This window comes from Klebsiella sp. HMSC16C06 (assembly GCF_001808325.1).
Lineage (GTDB): Bacteria > Pseudomonadota > Gammaproteobacteria > Enterobacterales > Enterobacteriaceae > Klebsiella > Klebsiella variicola.
The window spans coordinates 47,576-74,392 of record NZ_KV792994.1 but is presented as its reverse complement, the minus strand read 5'-3'; the positions used below and the strand labels follow the sequence as shown (position 1 = coordinate 74,392).

The window sequence follows — 26,817 nt, the reverse complement described above, 5'->3', positions numbered from 1 at the left end:
TCATTGCAAAATCTGTGAAATGTCGCGCACAAAACTGTTTTAAATCCGGCTTTAATGGATAAAAAAGGAAAACGTTATGAGTCGCTCACAAAACCTACGTCACAATGTTATTAACCAGGTCATCAACGATATGGCGCGCGGCTTTATCCCCTCGCCGCTACCCTCGCAAAGCGCACTGGCGGAGATGTATAACATCAGCCGCACCACGGTGCGCCATATCCTTTGCCACTTATGCGAGCGCGGCGTCTTGAGCCAGGTCAATCACGACTACCAGATCCTTCGTCAGCCGGAAGTACAGGACGGCTTCGATGGTTCCAGCGCCTCGCTGACCGAACAAAACCGTCTCTTTGAACAAGCGTTTTTCACCATGATTAACCAGCGTCAGCTACGCGCCGGGGAGCGGTTCTCCGAACTGCAACTGGCGCGTGCCGCGGGCGTCAGCCCGGTCGTGGTCAGAGAATTTTTACTGAAATTCAGCCGCTACAACCTGATTGAAAGCGAAAAGCGCGGCCAGTGGAACATGAAAAAATTTGAGCAATCCTGGGCCGAACAACTGTTCGAATTGCGGGAGATGCTGGAAACCCACGCACTTCAACACTTTCTTAATCTGCCGGACAGCGATGCCCGCTGGCTGCAGGCCAAAACCCTGCTTGAGCGCCACCGCACCCTGCGGGACAGCATCGGCAACAGCTTTCGTATGTTCTCCCAGCTCGATCGTGATTTTCATTCGCTGCTGCTTTCCGCTGCTGATAATATATTTTTTAATCAATCACTTGAAATTATTTCCGTGATCTTTCACTTCCACTATCAGTGGGATGAAAGTGACCTTAAACAGCGCAATATCATCGCCATTGATGAACATATGACGATCCTGAGCGCACTCATCTGTCGCAGCGATCTGGATGCCAACCTGGCGCTACGTAACCACCTGAACTCTGCGAAGCAATCCATGATTAACTCTCTCAAGCAAAGTGAATCGCTGGCACATTAAGTACCGATTAAAAACAGAAAATGATTAGCAACAGCACAAATCCAAAAACGTAATCCGGCGCCCTCAAAAAGGTTATTTATGCTGAAAACAAGTCGACTTACTTTACTGTGAAACAGGTGGGTGATGTTTACCCCCTTCGTTGTCACTTGGTATTCAAACATAATAATCAGGAGGCAGGCGTGGAATCACAAAATATAACCATAGACCCGCAGACCGACTTTAAAAAGGGGGAAGCGGAAACCCTTTCAGTTCCCTTAGAAAATACACTACAACGTAGTTCTCGTATTAAAAAGATTCAAACAACGGCAATGATTCTGTTATTTCTGGCGGCGGTGATTAACTACCTTGACCGAAGTTCATTGTCCGTTGCGAACTTAACGATTCGCGAGGAGTTAGGGCTTACCGCCACTGAAATCGGGGCGCTGTTATCGGTTTTCTCTCTGGCCTATGGCATTGCGCAACTGCCCTGCGGGCCGTTGCTGGATCGCAAAGGTCCACGCATCATGCTGGGGCTAGGCATGTTTTTCTGGTCGCTATTTCAGGCGGTCTCCGGGATGGTGCACAGCTTTACGCAGTTTGTCCTGGTGCGTATCGGCATGGGGATCGGCGAAGCGCCGATGAACCCGTGCGGCGTCAAGGTGATCAACGACTGGTTTAATATTAAAGAGCGCGGCCGCCCAATGGGCTTCTTTAACGCCGCCTCGACGATTGGCGTGGCGATCAGCCCGCCGATCCTTGCCGCGATGATGCTGATGATGGGCTGGCGCTGGATGTTTATTACCATCGGCGTACTGGGGATCTTTGTCGCTATCGGCTGGTATATGCTTTATCGCAACCGGGAGGATATCCCCCTCACCGCCGAGGAGCAGGCCTACCTTAATGCCGGAAGCGTCAACGTGCGCCGCGACCCGCTGAGCTTTGCCGAATGGCGCAGTCTGTTTAAAAACAAAACCATGTGGGGAATGATGTTCGGCTTCAGCGGCATCAACTATACCGCGTGGCTATATCTGGCATGGCTGCCGGGTTACCTGCAAACGGCGTATAACCTCGATCTGAAAAGTACCGGGTTTATGGCCGCCATTCCTTTCCTGTTTGGTGCCGCCGGTATGCTGATCAATGGCTACGTCACCGACTGGCTGGTCAAAGGTGGCATGGCCCCGATCAAAAGCCGCAAGATCTGCATTATTGCCGGGATGTTCTGCTCCGCGGCGTTTACGCTGATCGTGCCGCATGCCACCACCTCAATCGCGGCGGTGCTGTTAATCGGTATGGCGTTGTTCTGTATTCATTTTGCCGGAACGTCCTGCTGGGGATTGATCCACGTCGCCGTAGCATCAAGAATGACGGCTTCCGTCGGCAGTATTCAGAATTTCGCCAGCTTTATCTGCGCTTCATTCGCACCGGTGGTGACCGGATTTATTGTCGATACCACCCATTCCTTCCAGCTGGCACTGGTTATATGCGGCTGTGTGACCGCTCTCGGCGCACTGGCCTACATTTTCCTGGTTCGCCAGCCGATTAGTGACCCGCGTAACGACTGAATCTTAACGCCCTGCTGACCGCAGGGCATTCATCGTTGCGCTCATTTCATACTGCTGCAGCGATAGCGGCGCATATCCCGCCGCGGCAAACAGCGGTGTAAACGTTTCCGGGACCGTCACCGAAGTCCCCACACCCGGGAACTGCTGCGCCAGCGTCACCAGCAGCTCACGCGCCAGCCCCTGACGGCGGGCGGCGGGCTCCACCCACAAAAATTGCAGTACAGGCCGTGAGCCCGCCGTCGTTAGAACCGCGAAGGCGCGCTGTTCCAGCGTCACGACCTGACATGGCAGGGTGGCGAAGGTGAGCGGATCCAGCAGCCATGGGAGCTGACTGTTACTCTCGTCAATGACGCGCCGTAGCAGGGCCAGGGTGGGATAAAGCTGTAATACGCCCGGTACCGGAGCCAGAGGTTCATTGCTCAGGTAGCCGCAGAGCCCATAGCGTCGCGTAAAGCCCAGCGTCTGATATAGCGCGACGGCCGCATGGTTATCGCGGATCACCTCCAGAGATACCGTCTCAACCCCCTGCTGTTGCAGGAGCATTAGCAGATCTCGCATCAGTTCCCGGCCCAGGCCTTTGCCGCGCCAGGCCGGGCGCAGGGCAAAGGCCGCCAGGCGAGCGGCACTTCCCCGGCGGGCGACAATCGCGATCGCCGCCGGTTCATCTCCGGCCAGCCAGACGCGGGAATCGATCAGGCTCATTCCTTCGGCGCTAAAACGCTGTACAAATCCCGCCACCGACTGGGTAACAGGCACCAGATAGGCTTCAAAACAGGCGTTGAGAATATCCGTTAACTGCACGCTGCTGAACTGCGTGGCGGGAACGGCGGTCAGCTCCATACTTTTCTCCCGAAGGCTGCTATGCTGAGGTGATGAAAACTAACACTATAACTGCCGATGCCGTATTACGCCTGACTCAGGAGAGCGATATCGCCCTTCTGCCCGCCATTGAACGTTCTGCCGCCCAGGCATTTCGCCAGATCCCCTCTCTCGCCTGGCTGGCGGACAGCGAGGTGATTAGCGTTGCGCGTCATCATGATTATCTGGAAACCGAGCATAGCCTGCTGGCGGAAGCCGCCGGGCAGCCGATTGGCTTTATTCTGACCGAACCGCTCGACGATGCGTTATTTATCGTCGAAGTCGCCGTCCATCAGGACTGGCAGCATCAGGGCATCGGCCGAATGCTGCTGAAGCAGGTTATTGAGGGCGCACAGCAGATGGGCTACCCGGCGGTAACCCTCACCACCTTCCGCGAGGTGCCGTGGAATGCGCCGTTTTATACCCGTCTGGGATTCACCATGCTCGATGAGCTGACCCTGCCTGCCGGACTGGCGGCAAAAAGGGAACAGGAGACCCGGCACGGCCTGCCGCCAGAGTCGCGCTGCGCCATGCGCCTGTCGCTCTGATGGTCGGCCCGCCGCGCTCCGCGCTTTACTATGGCCGCAAGGCGCAAATCTCATCATGCAATGAACGGCTGATGGTAACCCCCTGCTGCTCACTCTGCTGACGGCAGGCGAAACGCCGCTCGCCCGGCAGCCGCGCCCCCTGATCCTGCATCGCATTGAACAGCGTTTCGGCGCGCGCCAGCTGCTCTTGTGCCTGCGCGCCGAGAAAGCGCTGCGGATCCAGCGCCAGGATAAGCTCGCCGCCGTAGGGGAGCCCACCCGCGCCGTTATCCCACGCCAGCGATTCGGCGCTGGTCATATCGCCGATAAGCGGCCCGGCCAGCAGCTCAACCATTGCCGCCAGCGCCGAGCCCTTATGGCCGCCAAAGGTTAACATCGCGCCGTTCAGCACCTCCGCGGCATCGGTCGTTGGCTGTCCCTGACTGTCGATTCCCCAGCCTTCCGGTAGCGCTTTGCCGGCACGCTGATGCAGCTGGATCTCGCCGCGCGCCGCGGCGCTGGTCGCCATATCAACAATAAACGGCGGTTTGTCCCGCCGCGGCCAGCCAAAGGCGATAGGGTTGGTGCCGAACAGCGGACGCGTGCCGCCCGCCGGGGCGACCCAGGCGTGGCTTGGCGTGCAGGCCAGCCCCACCAGCCCTGCCTCGGTCAACGGCTCAATATCGGCAAACAGCGCGGAAAAATGGACGCAGCGGTTAATCGCCAGCGCCGCAATGCCGTTTTGCCGCGCCTTCTCCAGCAGCAGCGGCAGCGCGCGCTCGTAGGCCAGCAGTGAAAAAGCGCCCCCGGCGTCCGCCCGCGCAATCGCCGGCGCCTGGTCATGGATCTGCGGCTCGGCATCGGGCGATACCTTACCTTTGCGCAGGGTATCGACAATGCCCAACAGCCGCCACAGGCCGTGGGAAGCGCAGCCATCGCGTTCCCCGGCGGTCACATTGCGGGCAATCGCCGCCGCGTGGTCGGCGCTAAATCCATTGGCGCTGAGTACCTCCAGCGCCAGGTCATAAGCTTCAGGTAACGATAGAGTTACCGACTCCATACTGTTCTCCTTTACTCTTCTTCGTCTCCGCTAAAGTTAGCCTGCGGCAGGCAGCTGCGCGCGCCCCAGTAGTAAATCCCCAACGACATCGCCGCCACCAGCACCGTATCCCAGGGGTGACCGATAACATTAAGCCCGCCGAAGCTGCCCAGCCAGGAAAAGAGGATAATCAACGCATAAAACACGATCAGCCACAGCGAAGACTTCACCTGCTGCGCCAGGCTCACGGTATGTTCCGGCACCTTACCTTTGCACATCACGTAGACGACAAACATCACGATTTGCAGCCCCAACAGCCACGAGAGCGTATTCCAGCCGGACCAGTAGACAATCAGCGCCGAGATCATAAACGATACCGGGCCGATGATGCCGAAGGCGCGCACGCGGAACGGCCGCGGCAGATCCGGCGCGTTGCGGCGCAGCCCGGCGGCGGTTACCGGGGCGATGGCGTAGCTCAGCACCAGGGCCGCCGACACCACGCTAATCAGCTGTTCCCAGGAGGGGAACGGCAGCGTCCAGAAAATCGACAGCCCAAAGGTCAGCCATAGCGCCGGGCGCGGAATACCGGACGCTTTATCGATATGGGTAAAGGCTTTAAAGAAAGTACCCGCCTTCGCCCAGCCGTAGATCACCCGCGGCGTCGCGTTCATATAGATATTGCCGGTGCCGCTCGGGGAGATGATCGCATCGCTTATCACCATAAAGGCCAGCCAGCCCATGCCGAGGGTAATGGCGATATCGCGATACGGCAGCGAAAACTGTTTGCTCACCTCGGCCCAACCGCCGTTCAGCATTTCGGTGGGGATACTGCCAAGGAACGCCAGCTGCAGCAGCACGTAGATAATCGTCGACAGCACCACTGATAAAATCAACGCAATAGGGATAGTCCGCTGCGGCTTTTGTACTTCGCTGGCCACCGAGATAATCGGCGTCAGTCCCAGATAAGCGAAGATAATTCCGCCCGCGCTGATCGCCGCTTCCACCCCGGACATGCCGAATGGCGCAATCCCCTGCGCGTGCAGGTTCTCCGGTTTAAAGAAGGCGAACAGCGTCACCACCACCAGCAGCGGCACCAAAAACTTGAGCACGCTGATGAAGTTGTTCGATCGGGCGAAGGTCTTAACGCTGTAGTAGTTAAGCGCAAAGAAGAAACAGAGCAGCAGGAACTGCACCACCCACCCCAGCAGCGTCGGCGAACTGGAGCCCGGTTGGGTCAGCGCCGGAAACCAGGCGGCGGCATATTGCCGGGCGGCGACAATTTCAATCGAGATCAGGCTGGAGAAAGCGATCAGGGTGATGAACCCCAGTAGATAGCCCATCAGCTCGCCGTGGGAAAAGACCGGATAGCGAATAATGCCGCCGGCGCGCGGCAGCGCCGCCCCCAGCTCGCAGTAGACAATCCCCAGCAGCAGCACCGCAAAGCCGCCGATCACCCACGATGCGATCCCGGCCGGACCGGCGATGGAGGCCACGTGGCTGGCGGCGAATAACCATCCGGAGCCGAATATCGCCCCCAGGCCGATAAAGGTGAGATCGGTCAGGGTCAGCTGTTTTTTAAACTTACCCGACTCAGCAACGCGGGTTTGACTGTTATGCGTAGTGTGAATGGTCATGGTGATGCCCTTGCGTCAATGAGAGGAGGAAATCGCTTCCCGGGTCCACTGGCCGTTGACCAGGCGCAGCAGGTTCAAAGGGTTCGCATCCTGCAGCGCCGGCGGTAACAGGGCAGCCGGCGCGTTCTGCAGACAGACCGGGCGCAGAAAACGCTCAATCGCCCGGCTGCCGACCGAGGTCCCGCGTGCGTCGGTGGTCGCCGGCCACGGGCCGCCGTGGACCATCGCATCGCACACTTCCACGCCGGTAGGATAACCGTTAAACAGCACCCGTCCGGCCTTCTCACAAAGCAGCGGTAGAAGACTCGCCGCCAGCGGGCCATCATCCGCCTCGGCATGCAGCGTCGCGGTGAGCTGACCCTGCAGCGCTTTCACCACCGCCTGCAGCTGGGCCACGTCGTCCACTTCCACCAGTAGCGATAACGGGCCGAAAACTTCGGTCTGCAGCAGCGTATCCTGCGCCAGCAGATCTTCGACCTGAGCCTGCCACAGCAGGGTCTGCGCCTGCCCGGCGCCGGCGGCGATGCCGCTCGCCAACTTCTCGATACGCGGGTGCGCCGCAAGCGCCGCCACGCCCTGACGGTAGTGCTGAAGGGTCGGCGCATTGAGCAACACCTGCGGCGTGGAGCCCGCTACCGCCGCGCACAGCGCCGACTTAAAGCGTTCCAGCCCGGCGCCGCGCAGCGCCAGAATCAGCCCCGGACGGGTACAGAACTGGCCACCGCCGAGGGTGAATGACGCCACCAGCTCGTTTGCCAGCGCCTCGGCCCGCGTCTGCAGCGCCTGCGGCAGAATAATCAATGGGTTAATCGCCGACATTTCAGCAAACAGCGGAATTGGCTGCGGTCGCTGCTGCGCCAGCTGATACAGCGCCTTACCGCCGGCCAACGAACCGGTAAAGCCAACGGCCTGAATCGCCGGATGACGGACCAATTCGGCGCCGATATCGGTCCCGAAAATCATATTGAATACGCCGCCGGGTAAACCGCACCGTACCACCGCCCTGACGATCGCCTCGGCGGTCAGCTCGGCGGTGGCCATATGGCCCGGATGGGCCTTCACCACCACCGGGCAGCCAGCCGCCAGCGCCGAGGCGGTATCGCCGCCAGCGGTAGAAAAGGCCAACGGAAAGTTGCTGGCGCCAAACACCGCCACCGGCCCTAACGCCTGCTGATACTGGCGCAGATCCGGGCGCGGCAGCGGCTGACGGTCGGCTAAGGCGGTATCAATACGGGCGGCGAAGGTATCGCCGCGCAGGATCACGCCAGTAAACATCCGCAACTGGCCGCTGGTGCGCGCCCGCTCTCCCTGTAGCCGCGCCAGCGGCAGCGCGGTCTCCTGCCCGGCGATAGCAAAAAACGGCTCGCCCAGCGCGTCCAGTTCATCAGCAATGGCGTTGAGAAAGCGCGCCCGCTGCTGCGGCGTGGTTTGTGAATAGACGGCAAAGGCCTCCTGCGCGGCTTCTGCGGCCTGAGCGGCTTCCTCACAGGAAGCCGGATAAAAGCGGTGGCCGGTGGCTTCGCCGTCCACCGCCCGCAGGCTCAATAGCGTCGCCTCACCGCTGGCAATACGGCGTCCGGCGATAAACTGCCGTCCCGCCATGGTCTGAGATGCATTCATAGTGACTCCTGTGCTCAGAGGCCGACATCCGGCAGCGTCGGACGAGTGGCCAGCGCCTGTTCAACGATCGCCACCACCTGCTGGCGCGTTTCGCCTTCCAGCGCCAGACGCGGCGGACGGGTAATGGCGCTGCCGCGGCCCAGCAACTCTTCACACAGCTTGATGCACTGCACCAGATCCGGACGCGCATCGAGATGCAGCAGCGGCATGAACCAGCGGTACAGCGCCATCGCCTCTTCGTAACGCTGCTGGCGGGCGAGACGGAATAACGTTTCCCCTTCGCGCGGGAAGGCGTTGGACATTCCGGAGATCCAGCCTTCCGCGCCGACGGCGATGCTTTCCACCACCACGTCATCCAGCCCGGCAAACAGCACGAAGCGGTCGCCAACGGTGTTACGCAGGTCGATAAAGCGGCGGGTATCGCCGGAGGAGTCTTTAAAGCAGACGATGTTGTCGCAGTCAGTCAGGGTGGCGAGAATGTCCGGCGTCACGTCGTTTTTGTAAATCGGCGGGTTGTTGTAGACCATAATCGGCAGGTCGGTAGCGCTCGCCACGCTGCGGAAGTGGGCCGCGGTTTCATGCGGTTTTGAGGAGTAGACCAGCGCCGGCATCACCATGATCCCGTCGACGCCGACGCGCTCCGCCTCTTTCGCCATTTTCTGGGCGAAGGCGGTGGTGAACTCGGCCACCCCGGCGATGACCGGAATTTTGCCGCCGGCGGCATCCTTCGCCACCTCGATAATCTGTAGTTTTTCATCGGTGCTCAGCGAGGTGTTTTCACCCACGCTGCCGCATACCACCAGCCCGGAAACGCCATCTTTCACCAGGTTTTTCATCACCGCGTGAGTGGCGTCTAAATCGAGGGAGTAATCGCTACGAAACTGCGTGCTGACCGCCGGGAATACGCCGCTCCAGTGAATCGCTTTTTTGCTCATGCTCGGTTCCTTGTCGTCATTTTGTTAAGTCGAAGTGAATGAATGGTGAATATTCACTGACAGATTGACGTGTCGCGGAACCGGCGGCTTGTCGGTTTTCCCTCAATACGATGACGAAATTAGCACAGTCGGCAAAAGTGTGAGCCAGCGTTTATCCGAGCAGCGTGAGGCGAAAATCGCGCGGCGTCGAGCCGGTCATCGCCTTGAACTGGCGGCTAAAGGCGCTGTGATCGGTATACCCGCACTGCAGGGCGATATCGGTAATCGGCGTATCGCCAGCCAGCAGTTCGGTCGCTTTTTCCAGCCGCACTTTGTGGATCATCTGCCGCGGAGTGAGATGAAAGATCCGTTTGCAGTAGCGTTCGATCTGCGCAATCGACATCCCGCTTAAGGCGGTTAACTCTTCCATGGCGATCGGCCGGTGATAATGGCGGCGGATATGATCGTCGACGATCGCCAGCCGCTGCCACGCCGGATGGCGGGCATGAGCCTCCTGCAGATCGTGCGAGATCCCGGCCATGCCGATCACCTGCCCGCGGACATCGCGCAGCGCCAGTTTCTGCGTCAGGCACCAGCCGCGCTCGCGGCCATTGTAGAGATGCATTTCCAGCTGATCGCGCAGGGTCACACCTTCGCGCAACACCCGCAGATCCTGTTCGGTATAACCCTGACCCAGCGCGGAAGGAAAGACATCGGCGGAGGTTTTGCCCAGCAGCGAGGAGACGCTTTTGAAACCACAGCGGCGGGCCAGCGTCAGGTTCGCCAGCAGATAGCGCGCCTGACGATCTTTGATAAAAAAAACCACATTAGGAATGGCATTGAGCAGGGGCGCAATCAGCGCCAGCGCATTCAGCAGCGCGGGCATATTTTCCGGCCGCTGGCGCGCCAGCCCTTCGCAGATCTGGCTCAGTTCATCGACGGCCAGCTCAGGTTGGTTAACCGCGCGCGGCGGCGCCGCATCAGAAACACCGATCATAAGGCCTCCTCATGGTAAGTGACCGAAGGATATTTATTCACTTTCCGTTAACACCTCAAGCAGCATCCCTCGGTTTTGCGATCCTGGATCCGCTTTACGCCTTCCCCTGATTTAGCCACTGGCGCAATGGTCACTTTCGGTTTACCACAGCATTAAGCAAGTGATTAATAAGAAATAACTATGTGAAATAGAAATATGCCGCGCGCATGACTGTGCAGATTTCGTCATTTTCTCTGACGAAAGCGCTCAAGCAGGTCGGGAAAGGTTGCGCCAGCATGATGAAACATGTTGTTAACTTCCGGAGAGCCTGATGACCGCGCCACGCCCCCCTGTTACGCTGAGAGCTATTGATTCACACACCGGCGGCGAACCGACCCGCCTGATCGTTGACGGATTCCCCGACCTCGGCGATGGCAGCATGGCGGAGCGCCGCGACCGCTTCGCCCGCGACTTCGACCATTGGCGTCAGGCGGCCATTCTCGAACCGCGCGGCAATGACGTACTGGTCGGCGCGCTGCTGTGCAAACCGGTCTCGGCAGCGGCTACCGCTGGCGTGATTTTCTTCAACAACGCCGGTTTTCTGAATATGTGCGGCCACGGCACCATCGGGCTTATCGCCTCGCTGGCCTGGCTTGGGCGTATCCAGCCCGGCGTACATCTGATTGAAACCCCGGTCGGCGACGTAAGCGCTACGTTGCACGACGATGGCAGCGTATCGGTGCAAAACGTCCCGGCCCGCCGCTGGAAAAAACAGATCCGCGTTGAGACCGCGCATGGTCCCGTCATCGGCGATATTGCCTGGGGCGGCAACTGGTTTTTCCTGATTAACGACCACCCGTTCGCCATTACCCCCGAACATATTCCACAACTCACCGCCTACGCCTGGGCAGTGCGCGAGGGGCTGGAAGCCGCGGGGATCCGCGGCGACGACGGCGGCGTTATCGACCATATCGAACTCTTCGCCGATGACGATACCGCCGACAGCCGCAACTTCGTACTCTGTCCGGGAAAGGCCTGGGATCGCTCGCCGTGCGGTACCGGCACCAGCGCCAAGCTGGCCTGCCTGGCGCAGGATGGCAAGCTGCAGCCGGGGGAAATCTGGCGTCAGGCCAGCATCATCGGCAGCCAGTTTACCGCCAGCTACCAGCGCACCGCGGAAGGCATCATCCCAACGATCCGCGGCGAAGCCTGGGTGTGTGGAGACAACCAGTTGATCCTCAACCCTGACGATCCCTTCTGCTGGGGGATCGCGCCGTGAAGCAGTGCGACGTCATCGTGATCGGCGCCGGGATCATCGGCGCCGCCTGCGCGTGGCAGCTGGCGAAGCGGGGGCAGAGCGTGACGCTTATCGATGACGGTCAGCCCGGCGCGACGGCGGCCGGTATGGGCCATCTGGTGTGCATGGATGACGACCCCGCCGAGCTTGCCTTGTCGGCATGGTCGCTGGAACGCTGGCGCACTATCACGCCACGGATGCCCGACCATTGCGCCTGGCGCGGCTGCGGCACGCTGTGGCTGGCGGAAAGCGAAGAAGAGATGGCCGTGGCTGGCGACAAACAGCGGCGGCTGGCCAGCTATCAGGTGCCCAGCGAACGCCAGACCCCGCAGCAGATCGCCGGACGCGAGCCGCTGCTGCGCGGCGGGCTGGCGGGCGGCCTGTGGGTGCCAGGCGATGGTATCGTCTACGCGCCAAACGTCGCCCGCTGGCTGATGGCCGATGCCGGAGACCATCTTACCTGCCTGCACGACAGCGCGCAGGCGATTACCGAACCGCAGGTGCTGCTCGCCAGCGGCAAACGGCTACAGGCGCGGGCCATCGTGGTGGCCTGCGGACTTGAAGCCAACGCGCTGTTAGCGGAAAACTGGCTGCGACCGAAAAAAGGCCAACTGGCGATTACCGATCGCTACCGGCCGCGGGTGCATCACCAGCTAGTTGAGCTGGGTTACGGCGCCAGCGCCCATGGCGGCGGCACCTCGGTGGCGTTTAACCTTCAGCCGCGGCCAACCGGCCAGCTGCTGATTGGCTCTTCGCGTCAGTTTGATAACCGTGAGCGCGAGTTGGATCTGCCCTTGCTGGCGCAGATGCTCGATCGCGCCCGCCATTTCGTGCCGGCGCTGGCGACGTTGAATATCATCCGCTGCTGGAGCGGCCTGCGCGCCGCCTCGCAGGATGGCAACCCGCTGATCGGCCCGCATCCCACGCGCCGTGGCGTATGGCTGGCGCTGGGCCATGAAGGGCTGGGCGTCACCACCGCTCCGGCCACAGCTGAACTGCTGGCGGCGCAGATCCTCGATGAACGCTGCCCAGTGGCGCCCGACGCCTGGCTCCCGGCCCGTTTGTGTCAACAGGAGGCGATTGCATGAAGGCCACGCTCACTATCACCATTGATGGCGAAGCGCTGACGGTGCCGGAAGGCATTAGCGTGGCGGCGGCGCTGGCGTTGACCGGCGACCCCACCACCCGCCAGGCGGTTAACGGCGAGCTCCGCGCGCCGTTTTGCGGCATGGGCGTCTGCCAGGAGTGCCGGGTCACCGTCGATGGCCTTCGGGTGCTGGCCTGCCAGACCCTGTGCCGGGCCGGTATGCAAATAGAAAGGAGCCACGATGAACACGCTGCGCTGTGACATTTTAATCCTCGGCGCCGGCCCCGCCGGCATGGCGGCCGCGCTCTCCGCCGCCGCCTGCGATAAACAGGTGATTATTCTCGACGATAACCCCGCCCCTGGCGGACAAATCTGGCGCGCGGGTCCGCAGGCGACGCAACCCGCCCTGGCCCGGCGCTACCGCGACGCCATCGCCGCGTCTGCCGCCATCCGGTTAGTGAACGGCGCGCGGCTGATTGCCCGCCCCTCCGCGTACAGCGTGCTGTTTGAAACCGCCGACGGCGGCGGCGTGGTTTGCTGGCAGAAACTGATCCTCTGCTGCGGCGCGCGCGAGCTGTCGCTGCCCTTTCCCGGCTGGACCTTACCCGGCGTAACCGGCGCGGGCGGCCTGCAGGCGCAAATCAAACAGGGCCTGTCGCTGAAAGGAGAAAAGGTGGTGATTGCCGGCAGCGGTCCGCTACTGCTGGCGGTGGCGGATACGGTGAACAAGGCCGGAGGCGACGTGACGAATATCATTGAGCAAGCGCCGCTCCCGGCGCTACTGCGCTTCGCCAGCGGGCTGTGGCGCTGGCCGCAGAAGCTGCGCCAGTTAGCGACGCTGGCCCCGAAAGGCTATCTGAGCGGCGCGCAGGCGATCCGCGCTCACGGCACAACGCGGCTGGAAGCCGTTACGCTTCGCCAGCGCGGCGTCGAGCGAACTATCGCCTGCGATCGGCTGGCTATCGGCTACGGGCTGATACCCAATATCGAGACGGGGCTGCTGTTTGGCTGCGCCACGGCACAGGAGGCGATCCAGGTTAACCGCTGGCAGCAGACCAGCGTCACGGATATCTATGCCGCCGGCGAGTGCACCGGTTTCGGCGGTAGCGAGCTGGCGCTGGCGGAGGGCGAAATCGCCGGGTATGCCGCCGCCGGGGCCAGCCAGCAAGCGCAGGCGTTATTTACCCGCCGCGCCCGCTGGCAGCGTTTCGCCGAAGCAATCAACCGTACCTTCCGGCTGACGGAATCCTTGAAAGACGCCGCAACGCCGGAGAGCCTGCTGTGCCGCTGCGAGGATGTACGCTGCGGCGATGTGGCGGCCGCCGGAGGCTGGCTGCAGGCCAAACTGACCCAGCGCTGCGGAATGGGCGCCTGTCAGGGGCGTACCTGCGCCGCCAGCGCCCGCTGGTTGTACGGCTGGCCGCTGCCGCAGCCAAGAGAACCGCTGGCCCCCGCCCGCGCGGAAACGCTTATTGCCCTCGCCCGGCCGAGCGCCGAGCCGTAACCGCTACTCTTCTTCATCACCGCGCCCGGCAGGGACGCCAAGCGCAATAAACTCCTCCAGCAGCGAGGTCAGTTGCTGCAGCTTTTCCGTGGTGAACTGGGCCTCCAGCAGACGATAGGTTTCTTCCACCTCGGCCTGAGCGCTTTCATACAGCGCGGTTCCGGCAGGCGTCAGCGAGACGTACAGCTTGCGCTGATCGTTAACCGGCTTTAAGCGCAGCACCAGCCCATCCCGCTCCATGCGCGTCAAAATCCCGGTCAGGCTGGGGCGCAGGATGCAGGCGCGAAAGGCCAGATCGTGAAAATCCATCGACGGACGTTCGGCGAGAATTCGCACGATCCGCCACTGCTGTTCGGTGAGATTGTGCCGTTTGACGATCGGCCGAAAGTAGGCCATCGCCGCCTCACGCGCCTGCAACAAGGCAATGGTTAATGAATCATGCATAGTATCCCCTCTACAGCCTCATCCAAAACTTATTAACAACTTAATAATTAGCTTTAATCCTGCCATGTACAACCGGTTTCTGCACCTGAAAAGTACCAGCCTCTTCCTGAAAAACAGTCAACTCATTGATTAAAAACCAATAAATTATTGATGTGTAAATATTGTGTTAATCAGATCACAAAACATTCACTTCCAGTTGCTAAACCTGGCCGCAAAGCATAAAAGATGATCATTAACATATTAATGAAATGCATTTAAATCCGAAATCAGTACCAGAGGAGTGGTGAATGAAAGGTACCATCTTCGCCGTTGCGCTCAATCATCGCAGCCAGCTCGACGCCTGGCGCGAAGCGTTTCAACAGGCCCCCTACAAGACGCCGCCGAAAACCGCGGTCTGGTTTATCAAGCCGCGCAATACCGTGATTGGCGACGGCGAGGCGATCCCCTATCCGCAGGGCGAGACCGTACAAAGCGGCGCGACGGTGGCGCTGATTGTCGGCAAAACCGCGCGTAAAGTGGCGGCGGCAGAGGCAGCGAACTATATCGCCGGCTACGCGCTGGCTAACGATGTGAGTCTGCCGGAAGAGAGTTTTTATCGCCCGGCGATCAAGGCGAAATGCCGCGATGGCTTCTGCCCCGTCGGCGCGCTGTCGGCGGTGCGTAACGTCGATAACCTGACCATCATCACCGAAATCAACGGCCGCGAGGCGGATAGCTGGCATACCGGCGATCTGCAGCGTAACGCCGCGCAGCTGCTGAGCGCCTTAAGCGAGTTCGCCACCCTCAATCCCGGCGACGCGATCCTTATCGGCACGCCCCACTCTCGCGTCACGCTGCGCCCCGGCGACCGCGTACGTATTCTCGCCGACGGATTCCCGGCGCTGGAAAACCCGGTTGTCGCAGAAGGAGAGCTGGCATGAAACAGGCACGCATTGAATGGCAGGGACAGGTACGCGACGTGCTGGTCGATGAACGCGACCAGGTGCGCCTGAACGATGGCACGGTATTGAAAGAAGGCGAATTCCGCTGGTTGCCGCCCGCCGACGGCACGCTGTTCGCGCTGGGGCTGAACTACGCCGACCACGCCAGCGAGCTGGAATTTAAGCCGCCAACCGAGCCTTTGGTGTTCATCAAAGCGCCGAACACCTTTATTGGCCACCAGCAGCAGTCGGTACGCCCGGATAACGTCGAATACATGCACTACGAAGCCGAACTGGTGGTGGTGATCGGGAAAACCGCGCGCCGCGTCAGCGAAGCCGAGGCCATGGACTATGTCGCTGGCTATACCGTGTGCAACGACTACGCGATCCGCGACTACCTGGAAAACTACTACCGCCCGAACCTGCGGGTCAAAAGCCGCGATACCCTGACGCCGATTGGCCCGTGGATCGTCGCCAAAGAGGCGATCCCGGATCCGCATAATCTGGCCCTGCGCACCTGGGTCAACGGCGAACTGCGCCAGCAGGGCACCACCGCCGATCTGATCTTCAGCATCCCGTTCCTCATCGCTTATTTAAGCGAATTTATGACCCTGCAACCGGGCGACATGATCGCCACCGGCACACCGAAAGGGCTATCCGATGTGGTGCCGGGCGACGAGGTGATCGTTGAAGTCGAGGGCGTGGGCCGCCTGGTCAACCATATCATCAGCCAGCAAGCGTATGAGGAGACACTGTCATGAAAAAGATTAACCATTGGATCAACGGTAAAAACGTTGCCGGCGCAGACTATTTTCATACCACCAACCCGGCCACCGGCGAGGTACTGGCTGAAGTCGCCTCCGGCGGCGAAGCCGAAATCAACCAGGCGGTAGCGGCGGCGAAAGAGGCCTTCCCGAAGTGGGCTAACCTGCCGATGAAAGAGCGCGCGCGCCTGATGCGCCGCCTCGGGGATCTGATCGATCAGAACGTCCCGGAGATCGCGGCGATGGAAACCGCCGATACCGGCCTGCCTATCCACCAGACCAAAAACGTGCTGATCCCGCGGGCGTCGCATAACTTCGAATTTTTCGCCGAAGTATGCCAGCAGATGAACGGCAAGACCTATCCGGTCGATGACAAGATGCTTAACTATACCCTCGTGCAGCCGGTTGGTGTGTGCGCGCTGGTGTCGCCGTGGAACGTACCGTTTATGACCGCGACCTGGAAGGTGGCGCCGTGCCTGGCGCTGGGGAATACCGCGGTGCTGAAAATGTCCGAGCTGTCGCCGCTGACCGCCGATCGTCTGGGCGAGCTGGCGCTGGAAGCCGGGATCCCGGCTGGCGTGCTCAACGTGGTGCAGGGCTATGGCGCCACCGCCGGCGACGCGCTGGTGCGCCATCATGATGTGCGCGCCGTCTCCTTCACCGGCGGCACCGCCACCGGCCGCAACATCATGAAGAACGCCGGTCTGAAAAAGTACTCTATGGAGCTCGGCGGAAAATCGCCGGTGCTGATTTTTGAAGACGCCGATATTGAGCGAGCGCTCGACGCCGCGCTGTTCACCATCTTCTCGATCAACGGCGAACGCTGCACCGCCGGTTCGCGCATTTTCATTCAGCAGAGTATTTATCCGGAGTTCGTCAAGCGCTTCGCCGAGCGCGCCAACCGCCTGCGCGTGGGCGATCCGACCGATCCGAATACCCAGGTCGGCGCGCTGATTAGCAAGCAGCACTGGGAGAAAGTGTCCGGCTACATTCGCCTCGGCATCGAAGAGGGCGCCACCCTGCTGGCCGGCGGCGCGGATAAACCGTCCGACCTGCCGGCGCATCTGAAAGCCGGCAACTTCCTGCGCCCGACGGTACTGGCGGATGTCGACAACCGCATGCGCGTCGCCCAGGAAGAGATTTTTGGCCCGGTCGCCTGCCTGCTGCCGTTCAAAGACGAAGCGGAAGGGCTGCGCCTGGCGAACGATGTGGAATACGGCCTGGCGTCGTATATCTGGACCCAGGACGTCAGCAAAGTGCTGCGTCTGGCGCGCGGTATTGAAGCCGGGATGGTGTTCGTCAACACCCAGAACGTGCGCGACCTGCGTCAGCCGTTCGGCGGCGTGAAGGCCTCCGGCACCGGCCGCGAAGGCGGCGAGTACAGCTTTGAAGTGTTCGCCGAAATGAAAAACGTCTGCATCTCGATGGGCGACCATCCGATCCCGAAATGGGGAGTCTGATATGGGTAAGTTAGCGTTAGCAGCAAAAATCACTCACGTGCCGTCGATGTATCTGTCTGAGCTGCCGGGGAAAAACCACGGCTGCCGCCAGGGCGCGATCGACGGGCATAAAGAAATTGGCAAGCGCTGCCGTGAAATGGGCGTCGATACCATCATCGTGTTCGACACCCACTGGCTGGTCAACAGCGCCTATCACATCAACTGCGCCGACCATTTTCAGGGCGTCTACACCAGTAACGAACTGCCGCATTTTATTCGCGACATGACCTACGACTACGACGGCAACCCGGAGCTGGGCCAGCTTATCGCCGACGAGGCCGTAAAGCTCGGCGTACGCGCCAAAGCACACAATATTCCCAGCCTGAAGCTGGAGTACGGCACCCTGGTGCCAATGCGCTACATGAACAGCGATAAGCATTTCAAAGTGGTGTCCATTTCCGCCTTCTGTACCGTTCACGACTTTGCCGACAGCCGCAGGCTGGGCGAAGCGATCCTCAAAGCCATTGAGAAATATGACGGCACCGTAGCGGTGCTGGCCAGCGGTTCGCTGTCGCACCGCTTTATCGATGACCAGCGCGCCGAAGAGGGCATGAACAGCTACACCCGCGAGTTTGATCATCAGATGGATGAGCGCGTGGTGAAACTGTGGCGGGAGGGCAAATTCAAAGAGTTCTGCACCATGCTGCCGGAGTACGCCGACTACTGCTACGGCGAAGGCAACATGCACGACACGGTGATGCTGCTCGGTCTGCTGGGTTGGGATAAATACGACGGCAAGGTGGAGTTTATCACCGAGCTATTCGCCAGCTCCGGTACCGGCCAGGTTAACGCCGTGTTCCCGTTGCCAGCGCAGGCGTAAGGGGGCCCCATGCCGCATTTTATCGCCGAATGTACCGACAACATCCGCGAACAGGCCGATCTGCCAGGGCTGTTCGCCAAAGTCAACGAGGCACTGGCCGACACCGGCATCTTCCCCATCGGCGGCATTCGCAGCCGCGCCCACTGGCTGGATACCTGGCAGATGGCCGACGGCAAGCAGGATTACGCCTTCGTGCATATGACCCTGAAAATCGGCGCCGGGCGCAGTCTGGAGAGCCGTCAGGACGTGGGAGATATGCTGTTCGCGCTGATCAAAGCCCATTTTGCTGCGCTAATGGAGAGCCGCTATCTGGCGCTGTCGTTCGCCATGGAAGAGCTCGACCCGACGCTGAACTACAAACAGAACAACGTGCACGCGTTATTTAAATAATGTGCAAATTGCCCGGTGGCGCTGCGCTTACCGGGCCTACAACGGCCATGAATTTGTAGGCCGGATAAGCGAAGCGCCATCCGGCAATACAATGCCACAGGAATCACTATGCTCGATAAACAGACCCGCACCCTGATTGCCCAGCGGCTGAACCAGGCCGAAAAACAGCGTGAACAGATCCGCGCGATCTCGCTGGATTATCCGTCGATCACCATTGAGGACGCCTACGCCGTCCAGCGCGAGTGGGTCGAGATGAAGATCGCCGAAGGCCGCGTGCTCAAAGGCCACAAGATCGGCCTGACCTCTAAAGCGATGCAGGCCAGCTCGCAGATCAGCGAGCCGGACTACGGCGCGCTGCTCGACGATATGTTCTTCCACGACGGCAGCGATATTCCCACCGACCGCTTTATCGTTCCGCGTATTGAAGTCGAGCTGGCCTTCGTGCTGGCCAAACCGCTGCGCGGCCCGAACTGTACGCTGTTTGATGTCTACAACGCCACCGACTACGTTATCCCGGCGCTGGAGCTTATCGACGCGCGTTGCCACAACATCGACCCGGAAACCCAGCGTCCGCGCAAAGTGTTCGACACCATCTCCGATAACGCCGCCAACGCCGGGGTGATCCTCGGCGGCCGGCCGATTAAACCGGATGAGCTCGACCTGCGCTGGATCTCCGCCCTGCTGTATCGCAACGGCGTGATTGAAGAGACCGGCGTCGCCGCGGGCGTACTCAATCATCCGGCCAACGGCGTGGCCTGGCTGGCCAACAAACTGGCGCCGTACGATGTCCAGCTCGAAGCCGGGCAAATTATCCTCGGCGGCTCCTTCACCCGCCCGGTCCCGGCGCGCAAGGGCGATACCTTCCACGTCGACTACGGCAACATGGGCGCCATCAGCTGCCGCTTTGTTTGAGGAGAGCAACATGAACAACGCATTTAAAGAGGCGCTCAAGGCCGGCCGTCCGCAAATCGGCCTGTGGCTTGGGCTGTGCAGCAGCTACAGCGCCGAACTGCTGGCCGGCGCGGGCTTCGACTGGCTGCTGATCGACGGCGAACACGCGCCCAACAATGTACAAACGGTGCTGACCCAGCTTCAGGCCATTGCGCCCTACCCCAGCCAGCCGGTGGTGCGTCCGTCGTGGAACGATCCGGTACAAATTAAACAACTGCTGGACGTCGGCGCGCAAACCCTGCTGGTGCCGATGGTGCAGAACGCCGAAGAAGCGCGGCTGGCGGTCAGAGCCACCCGCTACCCGCCTGCCGGCATTCGCGGCGTCGGCAGCGCACTGGCCCGCGCCTCGCGCTGGAATCGCGTCCCGGATTATATCCACCGGGCCAATGACGCCATGTGCGTACTGGTGCAGATTGAGACCCGCGAAGCGCTGAAAAATCTGCCGCAGATCCTCGATGTCGAAGGGGTGGATGGCGTGTTTATCGGCCCGGCGGATCTCAGCGCTGATATGGGCCACGGCGGCAACCCACAACACCCGGAAGTGCAGGCCGCCATTGAAGATGCTATCCAGCAAATCCGTCAGGCCGGCAAGGCACCGGGGATCCTGATGGCCAATGAACAGCTGGCGAAACGCTATCTCGAACTGGGCGCGCTGTTCGTCGCCGTCGGCGTCGATACCACCCTGCTGGCCCGCGGCGCAGAAGCGCTGGCGGCCCGTTTTACCCACACCGCAACCACCACAACCGATAACAATAAATCCGTCTATTGAACGGATAATGTGGAGCGCAACATGACTACCTCTACCCTGCAACACAATGATAATAAAGCCGTTGAAGTAGAAAACCGGGTGATCAAAAAGCTGTTCCGCCGCCTGATTACCTTCCTGTTTGTTCTCTTTGTTTTCTCATTTTTGGATCGAATTAATATCGGCTTCGCCGGTCTGACGATGGGTAAAGATCTCGGCCTGACCTCCACCATGTTCGGCCTGGCGGCGACGCTGTTCTACGTCACCTACGTGCTGTGCGGGATCCCCAGCAATATCATGCTGGCGAAAGTTGGCGCGCGCCGCTGGATCGCCGGGATCATGGTGGTCTGGGGGATCGCCTCGACCTGCACCATGTTCGCCACCAACCCGCATACGCTGTACATCCTGCGCATGCTGGTCGGCATCGCCGAGGCCGGTTTTCTACCGGGGATCCTCGTCTATCTGACCTGGTGGTTCCCGGCCTACCATCGCGCCCGCGCCAACGCCCTGTTTATGATCGCCATGCCGGTGACCATGATGCTCGGCTCGATACTTTCCGGCTATATTCTGGCGCTCGACGGCCTGTGGAACCTGAAAGGCTGGCAGTGGCTGTTTCTGCTGGAAGGCCTGCCGTCGGTGGTGCTCGGCGTCGTCACCTGGTTCTTCCTCAACGACACGCCGGATAAAGCCAACTGGCTGGATAACGAAGAGAAACAGGCGCTGAAGGCGATGATCGATCGCGAACGGGAACATGCGGCGATCGTCCCGGCTTCGCCGCGCTCCACGCTGCGCGAAGTACTGACGCCAGCGGTGCTGATGTATACCCTCGCCTACTTCTGCCTGACCAATACCCTCAGCGCCATTAATATCTGGACGCCGCAGATCCTGCAGAGCTTTAACACCGGCAGCAGCAATATCATGATTGGCCTGCTGGCGGCGATCCCGCAGTTCTGCACCATTTTCGGTATGATCTGGTGGAGCCGCCGCTCCGACCGGCGCAAAGAGCGCAAGATGCATACCATCCTGCCCTACCTGTTCGCCGCGGCGGGTTGGCTGCTGGCTTCGGCAACGCACCACAGCCTGATCCAACTGATCGGCATTATTATGGCTTCGGTGGGATCCTTTACCGCGATGGCCATTTTCTGGACCACCCCGGATCGGGTGATCAGCCTGCAATCGCGTGCGGTAGCGCTGGCGGTGATCAATGCCATCGGCAACGTCGGCTCTGCCGTCAGCCCGCTGTTGATCGGCATATTACGCGATACCACCGGCAGCTTTAGCTCCGGGCTGTGGTTTGTCGCCGGGCTGCTGATCGTCGGCGCGCTGGTGCTCACCCGCATTCCGATGAGCCAGCGCGAGGACGCCGCCGCCGCACCGGGCTTAGCGGCGCAAAAAGGCCACTAAGGAGCGGGTATGTGCCAGCATCCAATCGCCAACATCGACATCAATAAAGATTACGACGAGAGCCTGGGCACCGAAGAGGTGCACTACCAGTCGTTTTCCCGCATGGCGGCCTTTTTTGGCCGCGACATGCAGGCGCATCGTCACGACCGTTATTTCCAGATGCACTACCTTGATACCGGGCAGATTGAGCTGCAGCTTGATGACCATCGCTATTCGGTGCAGGCGCCGCTGTTTGTGTTAACGCCGCCCTCGGTGCCGCACGCGTTTATTACCGAGTCCGATAGCGATGGTCACGTGTTGACAGTGCACGAAGAACTCATCTGGCCGCTGCTGGAGGTGCTTTATCCCGGCACGCGGGAGACCTTCGGCCTGCCGGGGATCTGTCTGTCGCTGGCAGATAAACCCGACGAGCTGGCGGCGCTGGCCCACTACTGGCAGCTGATTCGTCGGGAATCTACCGCCCAGTTGCCCGGGCGGGAACACACCCTGGCGCTGCTGGCGCAGGCGGTATTTACCCTGCTGCTGCGCAACGCCAGGCTCGACGATCATGCCGCCAGCGGCATGCGCGGCGAGCTGAAATTATTCCAGCGCTTTAACCAGATGATCGACAGCCACTTCCATCAACACTGGACGGTACCGGATTACGCCAGGGAGCTGCATCTGACCGAATCGCGGTTGACCGATATCTGCCGCCGCTTCGCCAACCGTTCGCCGAAGCGGCTGATATTCGACCGCCAGCTGCGCGAGGCGAAGCGGCTGCTGCTGTTTTCCGATAGCGCGGTCAATGAGATTGCCTGGCAGCTGGGGTTTAAAGACCCTGCCTATTTTGCGCGCTTTTTTAGCCGCCAGGTCGGCTGCTCGCCCAGCAGCTACCGGGCGCAAAAAGTACCTGTGTCGTAATACCCCGGCGGCGCTGCGCTTGCCTGGGCTACAGACCACAGGGCGGGTCAGCGCCGCGCCACCCGCCAAAAGCTGCCGAGATCACAAAATTTAATCCCGCCTGAAAAGTACCCGCCGTTGTCGCAAACGTCCCTTCACGACAAGCGCAATAACCGCTTCAATTAAACAACAAAAACAAAACATATATTTAACATTATTTTTCCGATAAATACTGAAGAGGCCCCTATGAAACCTGAAGATTTCCGCGCCGACGCGAAACGCCCGTTAACTGGCGAAGAGTATTTAAAAAGCCTGCAGGATGGCCGCGAAATTTATATCTACGGCGAGCGCGTGAAGGATGTCACCACGCATCCGGCCTTCCGTAATGCCGCGGCTTCTGTCGCTCAGCTGTACGATGCGCTGCACAAACCGGAGATGCAGGATTCCCTGTGCTGGGGCACCGATACCGGCAGCGGCGGCTACACCCATAAATTCTTCCGCGTGGCGAAAAGCGCCGACGACCTGCGCCAGCAGCGCGACGCCATCGCCGAGTGGTCGCGCTTAAGTTACGGCTGGATGGGCCGCACCCCGGACTACAAAGCCGCTTTCGGCTGCGCGCTGGGCGCCAACCCGGCGTTTTACGGCCAGTTCGAGCAGAACGCCCGCAACTGGTACACCCGCATTCAGGAAACCGGCCTGTACTTTAACCACGCTATCGTCAACCCGCCGATCGACCGCCACAAGCCGGCTGATGAAGTGAAGGATGTCTACATCAAGCTGGAAAAAGAGACCGATGCCGGGATCATCGTCAGCGGCGCGAAAGTGGTCGCCACCAACTCAGCGCTGACCCACTACAACATGATCGGCTTCGGCTCCGCACAGGTGATGGGCGAGAACCCGGACTTCGCGCTGATGTTCGTCGCGCCGATGGATGCCGAAGGCGTCAAGCTTATCTCCCGCGCCTCCTATGAGATGGTCGCCGGTGCGACCGGCTCCCCGTACGACTATCCGCTTTCCAGCCGTTTCGACGAGAACGACGCGATTCTGGTAATGGATAAAGTGCTGATCCCCTGGGAGAACGTGCTGATTTACCGCGACTTTGACCGCTGCCGTCGCTGGACCATGGAGGGCGGTTTCGCCCGCATGTATCCCCTGCAGGCCTGCGTACGCCTGGCGGTAAAACTGGACTTTATCACTGCCCTGCTGAAACGCTCTCTGGAATGTACCGGCACCCTCGAGTTCCGCGGCGTACAGGCCGACCTCGGCGAAGTAGTCGCATGGCGCAACATGTTCTGGGCGCTTAGCGATTCCATGTGCTCGGAAGCGACGCCGTGGGTCAACGGCGCATGGCTGCCGGATCACGCCGCGCTGCAGACCTATCGCGTGATGGCCCCGATGGCCTACGCCAAGATCAAGAACATCATCGAGCGTAACGTCACCAGCGGCCTGATTTATCTGCCGTCCAGCGCCCGCGATCTGAACAACCCGCAGATCGACCAGTATCTGGCGAAGTACGTGCGCGGCTCCAACGGTATGGATCACGTTGAACGTATCAAGATCCTCAAACTGATGTGGGACGCCATCGGCAGCGAATTCGGCGGTCGCCATGAACTGTATGAGATCAACTACTCCGGTAGCCAGGATGAAATTCGCCTGCAGTGTCTGCGCCAGGCGCAGAGCTCCGGCAATATGGACAAAATGATGGCGATGGTCGACCGCTGCCTGTCCGAGTACGACCAGAACGGCTGGACGGTGCCGCATCTGCACAATAACGCTGATATCAACATGTTGGATAAGCTGCTGAAGTAATTCACAGCGGGAGGTCATAATGCAATTAGATGAACAACGCCTGCGTTTTCGCGATGCCATGGCCAGCCTGTCGGCGGCGGTTAACGTTGTCACCACCGAAGGCGAAGCCGGTCGCTGCGGCATTACCGCCACGGCGGTGTGCTCGGTGACGGATACGCCGCCATCGGTGATGGTTTGTATCAACGCCAACAGCGCGATGAACCCGGTGTTTCAGGGTAACGGCAAGTTGTGCATCAACGTGCTGAACCACGAACAGGAAATCATGGCCCGTCATTTCGCCGGGATGACCGGGGTGACGATGGAAGAGCGGTTTGCCCTCAGCGGCTGGCAGCAGGGCGCGCTCGGGCAGCCGGTACTGAAGGGTTCGCTGGCCAGTCTCGAAGGCGAGATTAGCCAGGTGCAAACCATTGGTACCCACCTGGTGTATCTGGTGGAGATCCGCAATATTACCCTGAGCCCGCAAGGGCACGGCCTGATTTACTTTAAACGCCGTTTCCACCCGGTGATGATGGAAATGGAAGTCGCAGTCTAAAATCCGCGCCCAGGTTTACTTATCGCCCGATGCGTAAACCTGGCGCTTAATATGCGTCATCTCACCCGCCAGCCTTATTCAACAGCGCGACATGAAGCCCAATCAAAACGTCCACCGCCGCGGAAATTTTGTTCCCGGTAGTCAGCAGGTAATGTTAAGTGCCAGCCTTTTCGCCTGGCGGTACAGGCAATAACCGGAAATTGAGAATAATCTATAGCGTCATGAATAAATTGTTGTTTACCTATATTTGTTAAAAAGGCATCTCCCCGATTCCAGATAGCTTTTTTTAACTTGATATTCCAGGTCTGATAGCTTTCGCCAGCAATTGTATAACCTTCACCTTCAGGCGCTTTTTTGGTCCAGTCAATCTCGCCGCCATCGTATAAATATTGCCATACAGCATAGCGCTCAAGGGTAAACTGGCTGGGTAAAGTACTGACATTTTTAGAATCGATTTTATCGAGTAATTGCGAATTCGCTAACAGTAGCGCCATGGCTTTATGCATGTAACCCAACATAATATCGGGACGTTCGGGCACTCCCTCTTCTGCTTCAAACAAAGAGATATAAGCGAGATAGAGCGCATCATCACGCACTTTTTGACCGTTCGCCGCGGCGTTGGCGACGATTTTCGCCGCCCGATATTGTAAACTTCCCCAGGATTCCTCACCGCTAACAGGCCTGTAGCGATTATTGTATTTTTCTCCCGTCAGGTAGCCCTGAGCTGCGTTTAAATCGTTAGCGTTTAACGCCGATTTAGCGCGCTGATGGTCGGATAAGGTCATTATATTGCGCCCCGTATTTCTGGCAATATAATACGACTGACGACAATCAGAAAGGAGCATAACCATAATGACCATGGCAATAATTCTAAAAAAAATCTTATATATTCTCACCGTGAAGTCCTTTAATTTATTTATAAATATAATGTTTGGAAACTTGTCTCGGTTCGATGTATAGCAAAACGGTTACCCGACCTTTTTTTATAAGTACGTTGCCAGGTAGAACAATTTGTTATTTTATTCAGATCTAATCTTTTACTATACCACCCCTGCTGTTTTGCAATGCAGGCGGAAAGACTTTGATAGAATTTCCCTTTGTCTGCAATGAACTCTTCTTTGATTGTCGCTGGCCCATATTCTCGATCAAGGACCTTAACTTCCTCATTATATAAGGCGAGTGCTTCCCGGCCATCATCAACTTTATAGGCCTGCTGACTGGAATCAACATCAGCGCTAACAAAAACACTTTTCAGCCCTTTATTCTTATCGAAATAAAGCTTCATCTCCTGATATTTCAATGCCCCCACTTCCTGGGGAGTCAGCGTTGAGATAATCAGATCCGGGTCTTTTCCGGCATAATTGATATCTGATACCTCAAGAGAATATAAAGGCGTGTTTCTGGCTTCATCGTAACTCATCCCCCAGCGCAAATTATAAGGGGCTGCCGGCTCATCAACAGCCTGATGTATCTCTCTTGCATGAGCAAATGTTAAATAAAAAGCACTGGCGACGATCATTATCTTTACAAATTTCATAACACGAATTCCCTTTGCTAAACGCTATCCATACGACATGACAAAGCCAGCATAATATCAAAATACCTCTATTTGAAATAAAGATTGTAATCTGCGGGTGATAAAAACCGTTATCCTCAGTTTGAAAGCATATCT

Annotated in this window: 26 protein-coding genes and 2 pseudogenes; 19 read left to right on the top strand and 9 right to left on the bottom strand. The window is 59.2% G+C overall.

Features of this window, described 5'->3' with window-relative positions; translation table 11 throughout:
- Positions 1-76 precede the first annotated feature (76 nt).
- On the top strand, positions 77-991 hold the full coding sequence (locus HMPREF3142_RS08105) for a GntR family transcriptional regulator (protein WP_008807558.1): 915 nt from the start codon (positions 77-79) through the stop codon (positions 989-991).
- A gap of 179 nt (positions 992-1,170) precedes the next feature.
- Positions 1,171-2,532 (top strand): MFS transporter, encoded by a 1,362-nt coding sequence (locus HMPREF3142_RS08100; RefSeq protein WP_012542946.1) that lies wholly within the window; start codon positions 1,171-1,173, stop codon positions 2,530-2,532.
- A 3-nt stretch (positions 2,533-2,535) separates the two neighbouring features.
- On the opposite strand, the gene HMPREF3142_RS08095 is transcribed toward HMPREF3142_RS08100, so the two are convergent.
- On the bottom strand, positions 2,536-3,372 hold the full coding sequence (locus tag HMPREF3142_RS08095) for a GNAT family N-acetyltransferase (protein ID WP_070611970.1): 837 nt from the start codon (positions 3,370-3,372) through the stop codon (positions 2,536-2,538).
- A gap of 32 nt (positions 3,373-3,404) precedes the next feature.
- On the opposite strand from HMPREF3142_RS08095, the gene HMPREF3142_RS08090 reads away from it, so the two are divergent.
- Complete coding sequence (locus tag HMPREF3142_RS08090) at positions 3,405-3,938, top strand: GNAT family N-acetyltransferase (protein WP_032736636.1); 534 nt, start codon at positions 3,405-3,407, stop codon at positions 3,936-3,938.
- A 28-nt stretch (positions 3,939-3,966) separates the two neighbouring features.
- Here the strand turns inward: HMPREF3142_RS08090 and HMPREF3142_RS08085 are convergent, their stop codons facing one another.
- The 5 genes from HMPREF3142_RS08085 to HMPREF3142_RS08065 all read right to left on the bottom strand — a co-directional run bounded on the left by HMPREF3142_RS08085 (position 3,967) and on the right by HMPREF3142_RS08065 (position 10,121).
- On the bottom strand, positions 3,967-4,977 hold the full coding sequence (locus tag HMPREF3142_RS08085; protein ID WP_048267421.1) for an Ldh family oxidoreductase: 1,011 nt from the start codon (positions 4,975-4,977) through the stop codon (positions 3,967-3,969).
- Positions 4,978-4,988: 11 nt separating this feature from the next.
- Positions 4,989-6,590: an APC family permease gene (locus HMPREF3142_RS08080; RefSeq protein WP_012542949.1), complete on the bottom strand. Its 1,602-nt coding sequence runs from the start codon at positions 6,588-6,590 to the stop codon at positions 4,989-4,991.
- A gap of 15 nt (positions 6,591-6,605) precedes the next feature.
- Positions 6,606-8,210 carry an aldehyde dehydrogenase (NADP(+)) gene (locus HMPREF3142_RS08075; protein WP_070611968.1) on the bottom strand — a complete coding sequence of 535 codons (1,605 nt, stop codon included), beginning with the start codon at positions 8,208-8,210 and terminating at the stop codon, positions 6,606-6,608.
- Positions 8,211-8,224: 14 nt separating this feature from the next.
- Complete coding sequence (locus HMPREF3142_RS08070) at positions 8,225-9,145, bottom strand: dihydrodipicolinate synthase family protein (RefSeq protein WP_008807565.1); 921 nt, start codon at positions 9,143-9,145, stop codon at positions 8,225-8,227.
- A 151-nt stretch (positions 9,146-9,296) separates the two neighbouring features.
- A complete protein-coding gene (locus HMPREF3142_RS08065; RefSeq protein ID WP_008807566.1) occupies positions 9,297-10,121 on the bottom strand; it encodes a helix-turn-helix domain-containing protein in 825 nt (274 codons plus the stop codon).
- Positions 10,122-10,431: 310 nt separating this feature from the next.
- Between HMPREF3142_RS08065 and HMPREF3142_RS08060 the strand changes: the two genes are divergently transcribed.
- The 4 genes from HMPREF3142_RS08060 to HMPREF3142_RS08045 are packed head-to-tail and all read left to right on the top strand — an operon-like array spanning position 10,432 to position 13,988.
- Positions 10,432-11,379 (top strand): 4-hydroxyproline epimerase, encoded by a 948-nt coding sequence (locus tag HMPREF3142_RS08060; protein WP_048267419.1) that lies wholly within the window; start codon positions 10,432-10,434, stop codon positions 11,377-11,379.
- Positions 11,376-12,485: an NAD(P)/FAD-dependent oxidoreductase gene (locus HMPREF3142_RS08055; RefSeq protein ID WP_070611966.1), complete on the top strand. Its 1,110-nt coding sequence runs from the start codon at positions 11,376-11,378 to the stop codon at positions 12,483-12,485. Before HMPREF3142_RS08060 ends, HMPREF3142_RS08055 begins: the two co-directional genes overlap by 4 nt.
- Positions 12,482-12,745, top strand: coding sequence for a (2Fe-2S)-binding protein (locus tag HMPREF3142_RS08050; protein WP_023322030.1), 264 nt, complete (start codon positions 12,482-12,484; stop codon positions 12,743-12,745). The genes HMPREF3142_RS08055 and HMPREF3142_RS08050 overlap by 4 nt, the downstream gene beginning before the upstream one ends.
- Positions 12,726-13,988 (top strand): NAD(P)/FAD-dependent oxidoreductase, encoded by a 1,263-nt coding sequence (locus HMPREF3142_RS08045; RefSeq protein WP_012969002.1) that lies wholly within the window; start codon positions 12,726-12,728, stop codon positions 13,986-13,988. Before HMPREF3142_RS08050 ends, HMPREF3142_RS08045 begins: the two co-directional genes overlap by 20 nt.
- Before the next feature lie 3 nt (positions 13,989-13,991).
- Here the strand turns inward: HMPREF3142_RS08045 and hpaR are convergent, their stop codons facing one another.
- The gene (gene hpaR, locus HMPREF3142_RS08040) at positions 13,992-14,432 is read right to left on the bottom strand and encodes a homoprotocatechuate degradation operon regulator HpaR (RefSeq protein WP_002887503.1); all 441 of its coding nucleotides are present in this window, start codon (positions 14,430-14,432) and stop codon (positions 13,992-13,994) included.
- A 64-nt stretch (positions 14,433-14,496) separates the two neighbouring features.
- On the opposite strand from hpaR, the pseudogene HMPREF3142_RS29355 reads away from it, so the two are divergent.
- The 12 genes and pseudogenes from HMPREF3142_RS29355 (at position 14,497) to HMPREF3142_RS07985 (ending at position 25,145) form a co-directional block, all read left to right on the top strand.
- Positions 14,497-14,661, top strand: a pseudogene (locus HMPREF3142_RS29355) (hypothetical protein).
- A 58-nt stretch (positions 14,662-14,719) separates the two neighbouring features.
- Positions 14,720-15,352: a fumarylacetoacetate hydrolase family protein gene (locus HMPREF3142_RS08035; RefSeq protein ID WP_012969003.1), complete on the top strand. Its 633-nt coding sequence runs from the start codon at positions 14,720-14,722 to the stop codon at positions 15,350-15,352.
- On the top strand, positions 15,349-16,113 hold the full coding sequence (locus tag HMPREF3142_RS08030) for a fumarylacetoacetate hydrolase family protein (protein ID WP_008807571.1): 765 nt from the start codon (positions 15,349-15,351) through the stop codon (positions 16,111-16,113). The genes HMPREF3142_RS08035 and HMPREF3142_RS08030 overlap by 4 nt, the downstream gene beginning before the upstream one ends.
- Positions 16,110-17,576 (top strand): 5-carboxymethyl-2-hydroxymuconate semialdehyde dehydrogenase, encoded by a 1,467-nt coding sequence (gene hpaE / locus HMPREF3142_RS08025; protein WP_008807572.1) that lies wholly within the window; start codon positions 16,110-16,112, stop codon positions 17,574-17,576. Before HMPREF3142_RS08030 ends, hpaE begins: the two co-directional genes overlap by 4 nt.
- A 1-nt stretch (position 17,577) precedes the next feature.
- Complete coding sequence (gene hpaD / locus HMPREF3142_RS08020; protein ID WP_002887492.1) at positions 17,578-18,435, top strand: 3,4-dihydroxyphenylacetate 2,3-dioxygenase; 858 nt, start codon at positions 17,578-17,580, stop codon at positions 18,433-18,435.
- A 9-nt stretch (positions 18,436-18,444) separates the two neighbouring features.
- The gene (locus HMPREF3142_RS08015) at positions 18,445-18,825 is read left to right on the top strand and encodes a 5-carboxymethyl-2-hydroxymuconate Delta-isomerase (protein ID WP_070611964.1); all 381 of its coding nucleotides are present in this window, start codon (positions 18,445-18,447) and stop codon (positions 18,823-18,825) included.
- A 108-nt stretch (positions 18,826-18,933) separates the two neighbouring features.
- On the top strand, positions 18,934-19,737 hold the full coding sequence (gene hpaH / locus HMPREF3142_RS08010; RefSeq protein WP_002887487.1) for a 2-oxo-hept-4-ene-1,7-dioate hydratase: 804 nt from the start codon (positions 18,934-18,936) through the stop codon (positions 19,735-19,737).
- A 10-nt stretch (positions 19,738-19,747) separates the two neighbouring features.
- Entirely contained in the window at positions 19,748-20,545 is a 798-nt protein-coding gene (gene hpaI / locus HMPREF3142_RS08005) for a 4-hydroxy-2-oxoheptanedioate aldolase (RefSeq protein WP_015368432.1), read from the top strand.
- 21 nt (positions 20,546-20,566) lie between these two features.
- Complete coding sequence (gene hpaX, locus HMPREF3142_RS08000) at positions 20,567-21,925, top strand: 4-hydroxyphenylacetate permease (protein ID WP_004222447.1); 1,359 nt, start codon at positions 20,567-20,569, stop codon at positions 21,923-21,925.
- A 9-nt stretch (positions 21,926-21,934) separates the two neighbouring features.
- Positions 21,935-22,825 (top strand): 4-hydroxyphenylacetate catabolism regulatory protein HpaA, encoded by an 891-nt coding sequence (gene hpaA, locus HMPREF3142_RS07995; protein ID WP_023297015.1) that lies wholly within the window; start codon positions 21,935-21,937, stop codon positions 22,823-22,825.
- A gap of 225 nt (positions 22,826-23,050) precedes the next feature.
- Positions 23,051-24,613, top strand: a complete 1,563-nt coding sequence (gene hpaB / locus HMPREF3142_RS07990; protein ID WP_002887473.1) for a 4-hydroxyphenylacetate 3-monooxygenase, oxygenase component — start codon at positions 23,051-23,053, stop codon at positions 24,611-24,613.
- A gap of 19 nt (positions 24,614-24,632) precedes the next feature.
- Positions 24,633-25,145 carry a 4-hydroxyphenylacetate 3-monooxygenase reductase subunit gene (locus tag HMPREF3142_RS07985; RefSeq protein WP_012542962.1) on the top strand — a complete coding sequence of 171 codons (513 nt, stop codon included), beginning with the start codon at positions 24,633-24,635 and terminating at the stop codon, positions 25,143-25,145.
- 74 nt (positions 25,146-25,219) lie between these two features.
- Here the strand turns inward: HMPREF3142_RS07985 and HMPREF3142_RS07980 are convergent, their stop codons facing one another.
- Together HMPREF3142_RS07980 and HMPREF3142_RS07975 are read right to left on the bottom strand one after the other, a co-directional pair.
- On the bottom strand, positions 25,220-25,930 hold the full coding sequence (locus tag HMPREF3142_RS07980; protein WP_074183194.1) for a transcriptional regulator: 711 nt from the start codon (positions 25,928-25,930) through the stop codon (positions 25,220-25,222).
- A gap of 127 nt (positions 25,931-26,057) precedes the next feature.
- A pseudogene (locus tag HMPREF3142_RS07975) lies at positions 26,058-26,682 on the bottom strand (hypothetical protein).
- Between the last annotated feature and the right edge of the window lie 135 nt (positions 26,683-26,817).

Coding starts and splice junctions, on each gene's coding strand:
- HMPREF3142_RS08105 (WP_008807558.1), top strand. CDS start 77: ATGAGTCGCTCACAAAACCTACGTCACAATGTTATTAACCAGGTCATC.
- HMPREF3142_RS08095 (WP_070611970.1), bottom strand. CDS start 3,372: ATGGAGCTGACCGCCGTTCCCGCCACGCAGTTCAGCAGCGTGCAGTTA.
- HMPREF3142_RS08090 (WP_032736636.1), top strand. CDS start 3,405: ATGAAAACTAACACTATAACTGCCGATGCCGTATTACGCCTGACTCAG.
- HMPREF3142_RS08085 (WP_048267421.1), bottom strand. CDS start 4,977: ATGGAGTCGGTAACTCTATCGTTACCTGAAGCTTATGACCTGGCGCTG.
- HMPREF3142_RS08080 (WP_012542949.1), bottom strand. CDS start 6,590: ATGACCATTCACACTACGCATAACAGTCAAACCCGCGTTGCTGAGTCG.
- HMPREF3142_RS08075 (WP_070611968.1), bottom strand. CDS start 8,210: ATGAATGCATCTCAGACCATGGCGGGACGGCAGTTTATCGCCGGACGC.
- HMPREF3142_RS08070 (WP_008807565.1), bottom strand. CDS start 9,145: ATGAGCAAAAAAGCGATTCACTGGAGCGGCGTATTCCCGGCGGTCAGC.
- HMPREF3142_RS08065 (WP_008807566.1), bottom strand. CDS start 10,121: ATGATCGGTGTTTCTGATGCGGCGCCGCCGCGCGCGGTTAACCAACCT.
- HMPREF3142_RS08060 (WP_048267419.1), top strand. CDS start 10,432: ATGACCGCGCCACGCCCCCCTGTTACGCTGAGAGCTATTGATTCACAC.
- HMPREF3142_RS08050 (WP_023322030.1), top strand. CDS start 12,482: ATGAAGGCCACGCTCACTATCACCATTGATGGCGAAGCGCTGACGGTG.
- HMPREF3142_RS08045 (WP_012969002.1), top strand. CDS start 12,726: ATGAACACGCTGCGCTGTGACATTTTAATCCTCGGCGCCGGCCCCGCC.
- hpaR (WP_002887503.1), bottom strand. CDS start 14,432: ATGCATGATTCATTAACCATTGCCTTGTTGCAGGCGCGTGAGGCGGCG.
- HMPREF3142_RS08035 (WP_012969003.1), top strand. CDS start 14,720: ATGAAAGGTACCATCTTCGCCGTTGCGCTCAATCATCGCAGCCAGCTC.
- HMPREF3142_RS08030 (WP_008807571.1), top strand. CDS start 15,349: ATGAAACAGGCACGCATTGAATGGCAGGGACAGGTACGCGACGTGCTG.
- hpaE (WP_008807572.1), top strand. CDS start 16,110: ATGAAAAAGATTAACCATTGGATCAACGGTAAAAACGTTGCCGGCGCA.
- hpaD (WP_002887492.1), top strand. CDS start 17,578: ATGGGTAAGTTAGCGTTAGCAGCAAAAATCACTCACGTGCCGTCGATG.
- HMPREF3142_RS08015 (WP_070611964.1), top strand. CDS start 18,445: ATGCCGCATTTTATCGCCGAATGTACCGACAACATCCGCGAACAGGCC.
- hpaH (WP_002887487.1), top strand. CDS start 18,934: ATGCTCGATAAACAGACCCGCACCCTGATTGCCCAGCGGCTGAACCAG.
- hpaI (WP_015368432.1), top strand. CDS start 19,748: ATGAACAACGCATTTAAAGAGGCGCTCAAGGCCGGCCGTCCGCAAATC.
- hpaX (WP_004222447.1), top strand. CDS start 20,567: ATGACTACCTCTACCCTGCAACACAATGATAATAAAGCCGTTGAAGTA.
- hpaA (WP_023297015.1), top strand. CDS start 21,935: ATGTGCCAGCATCCAATCGCCAACATCGACATCAATAAAGATTACGAC.
- hpaB (WP_002887473.1), top strand. CDS start 23,051: ATGAAACCTGAAGATTTCCGCGCCGACGCGAAACGCCCGTTAACTGGC.
- HMPREF3142_RS07985 (WP_012542962.1), top strand. CDS start 24,633: ATGCAATTAGATGAACAACGCCTGCGTTTTCGCGATGCCATGGCCAGC.
- HMPREF3142_RS07980 (WP_074183194.1), bottom strand. CDS start 25,930: ATGACCTTATCCGACCATCAGCGCGCTAAATCGGCGTTAAACGCTAAC.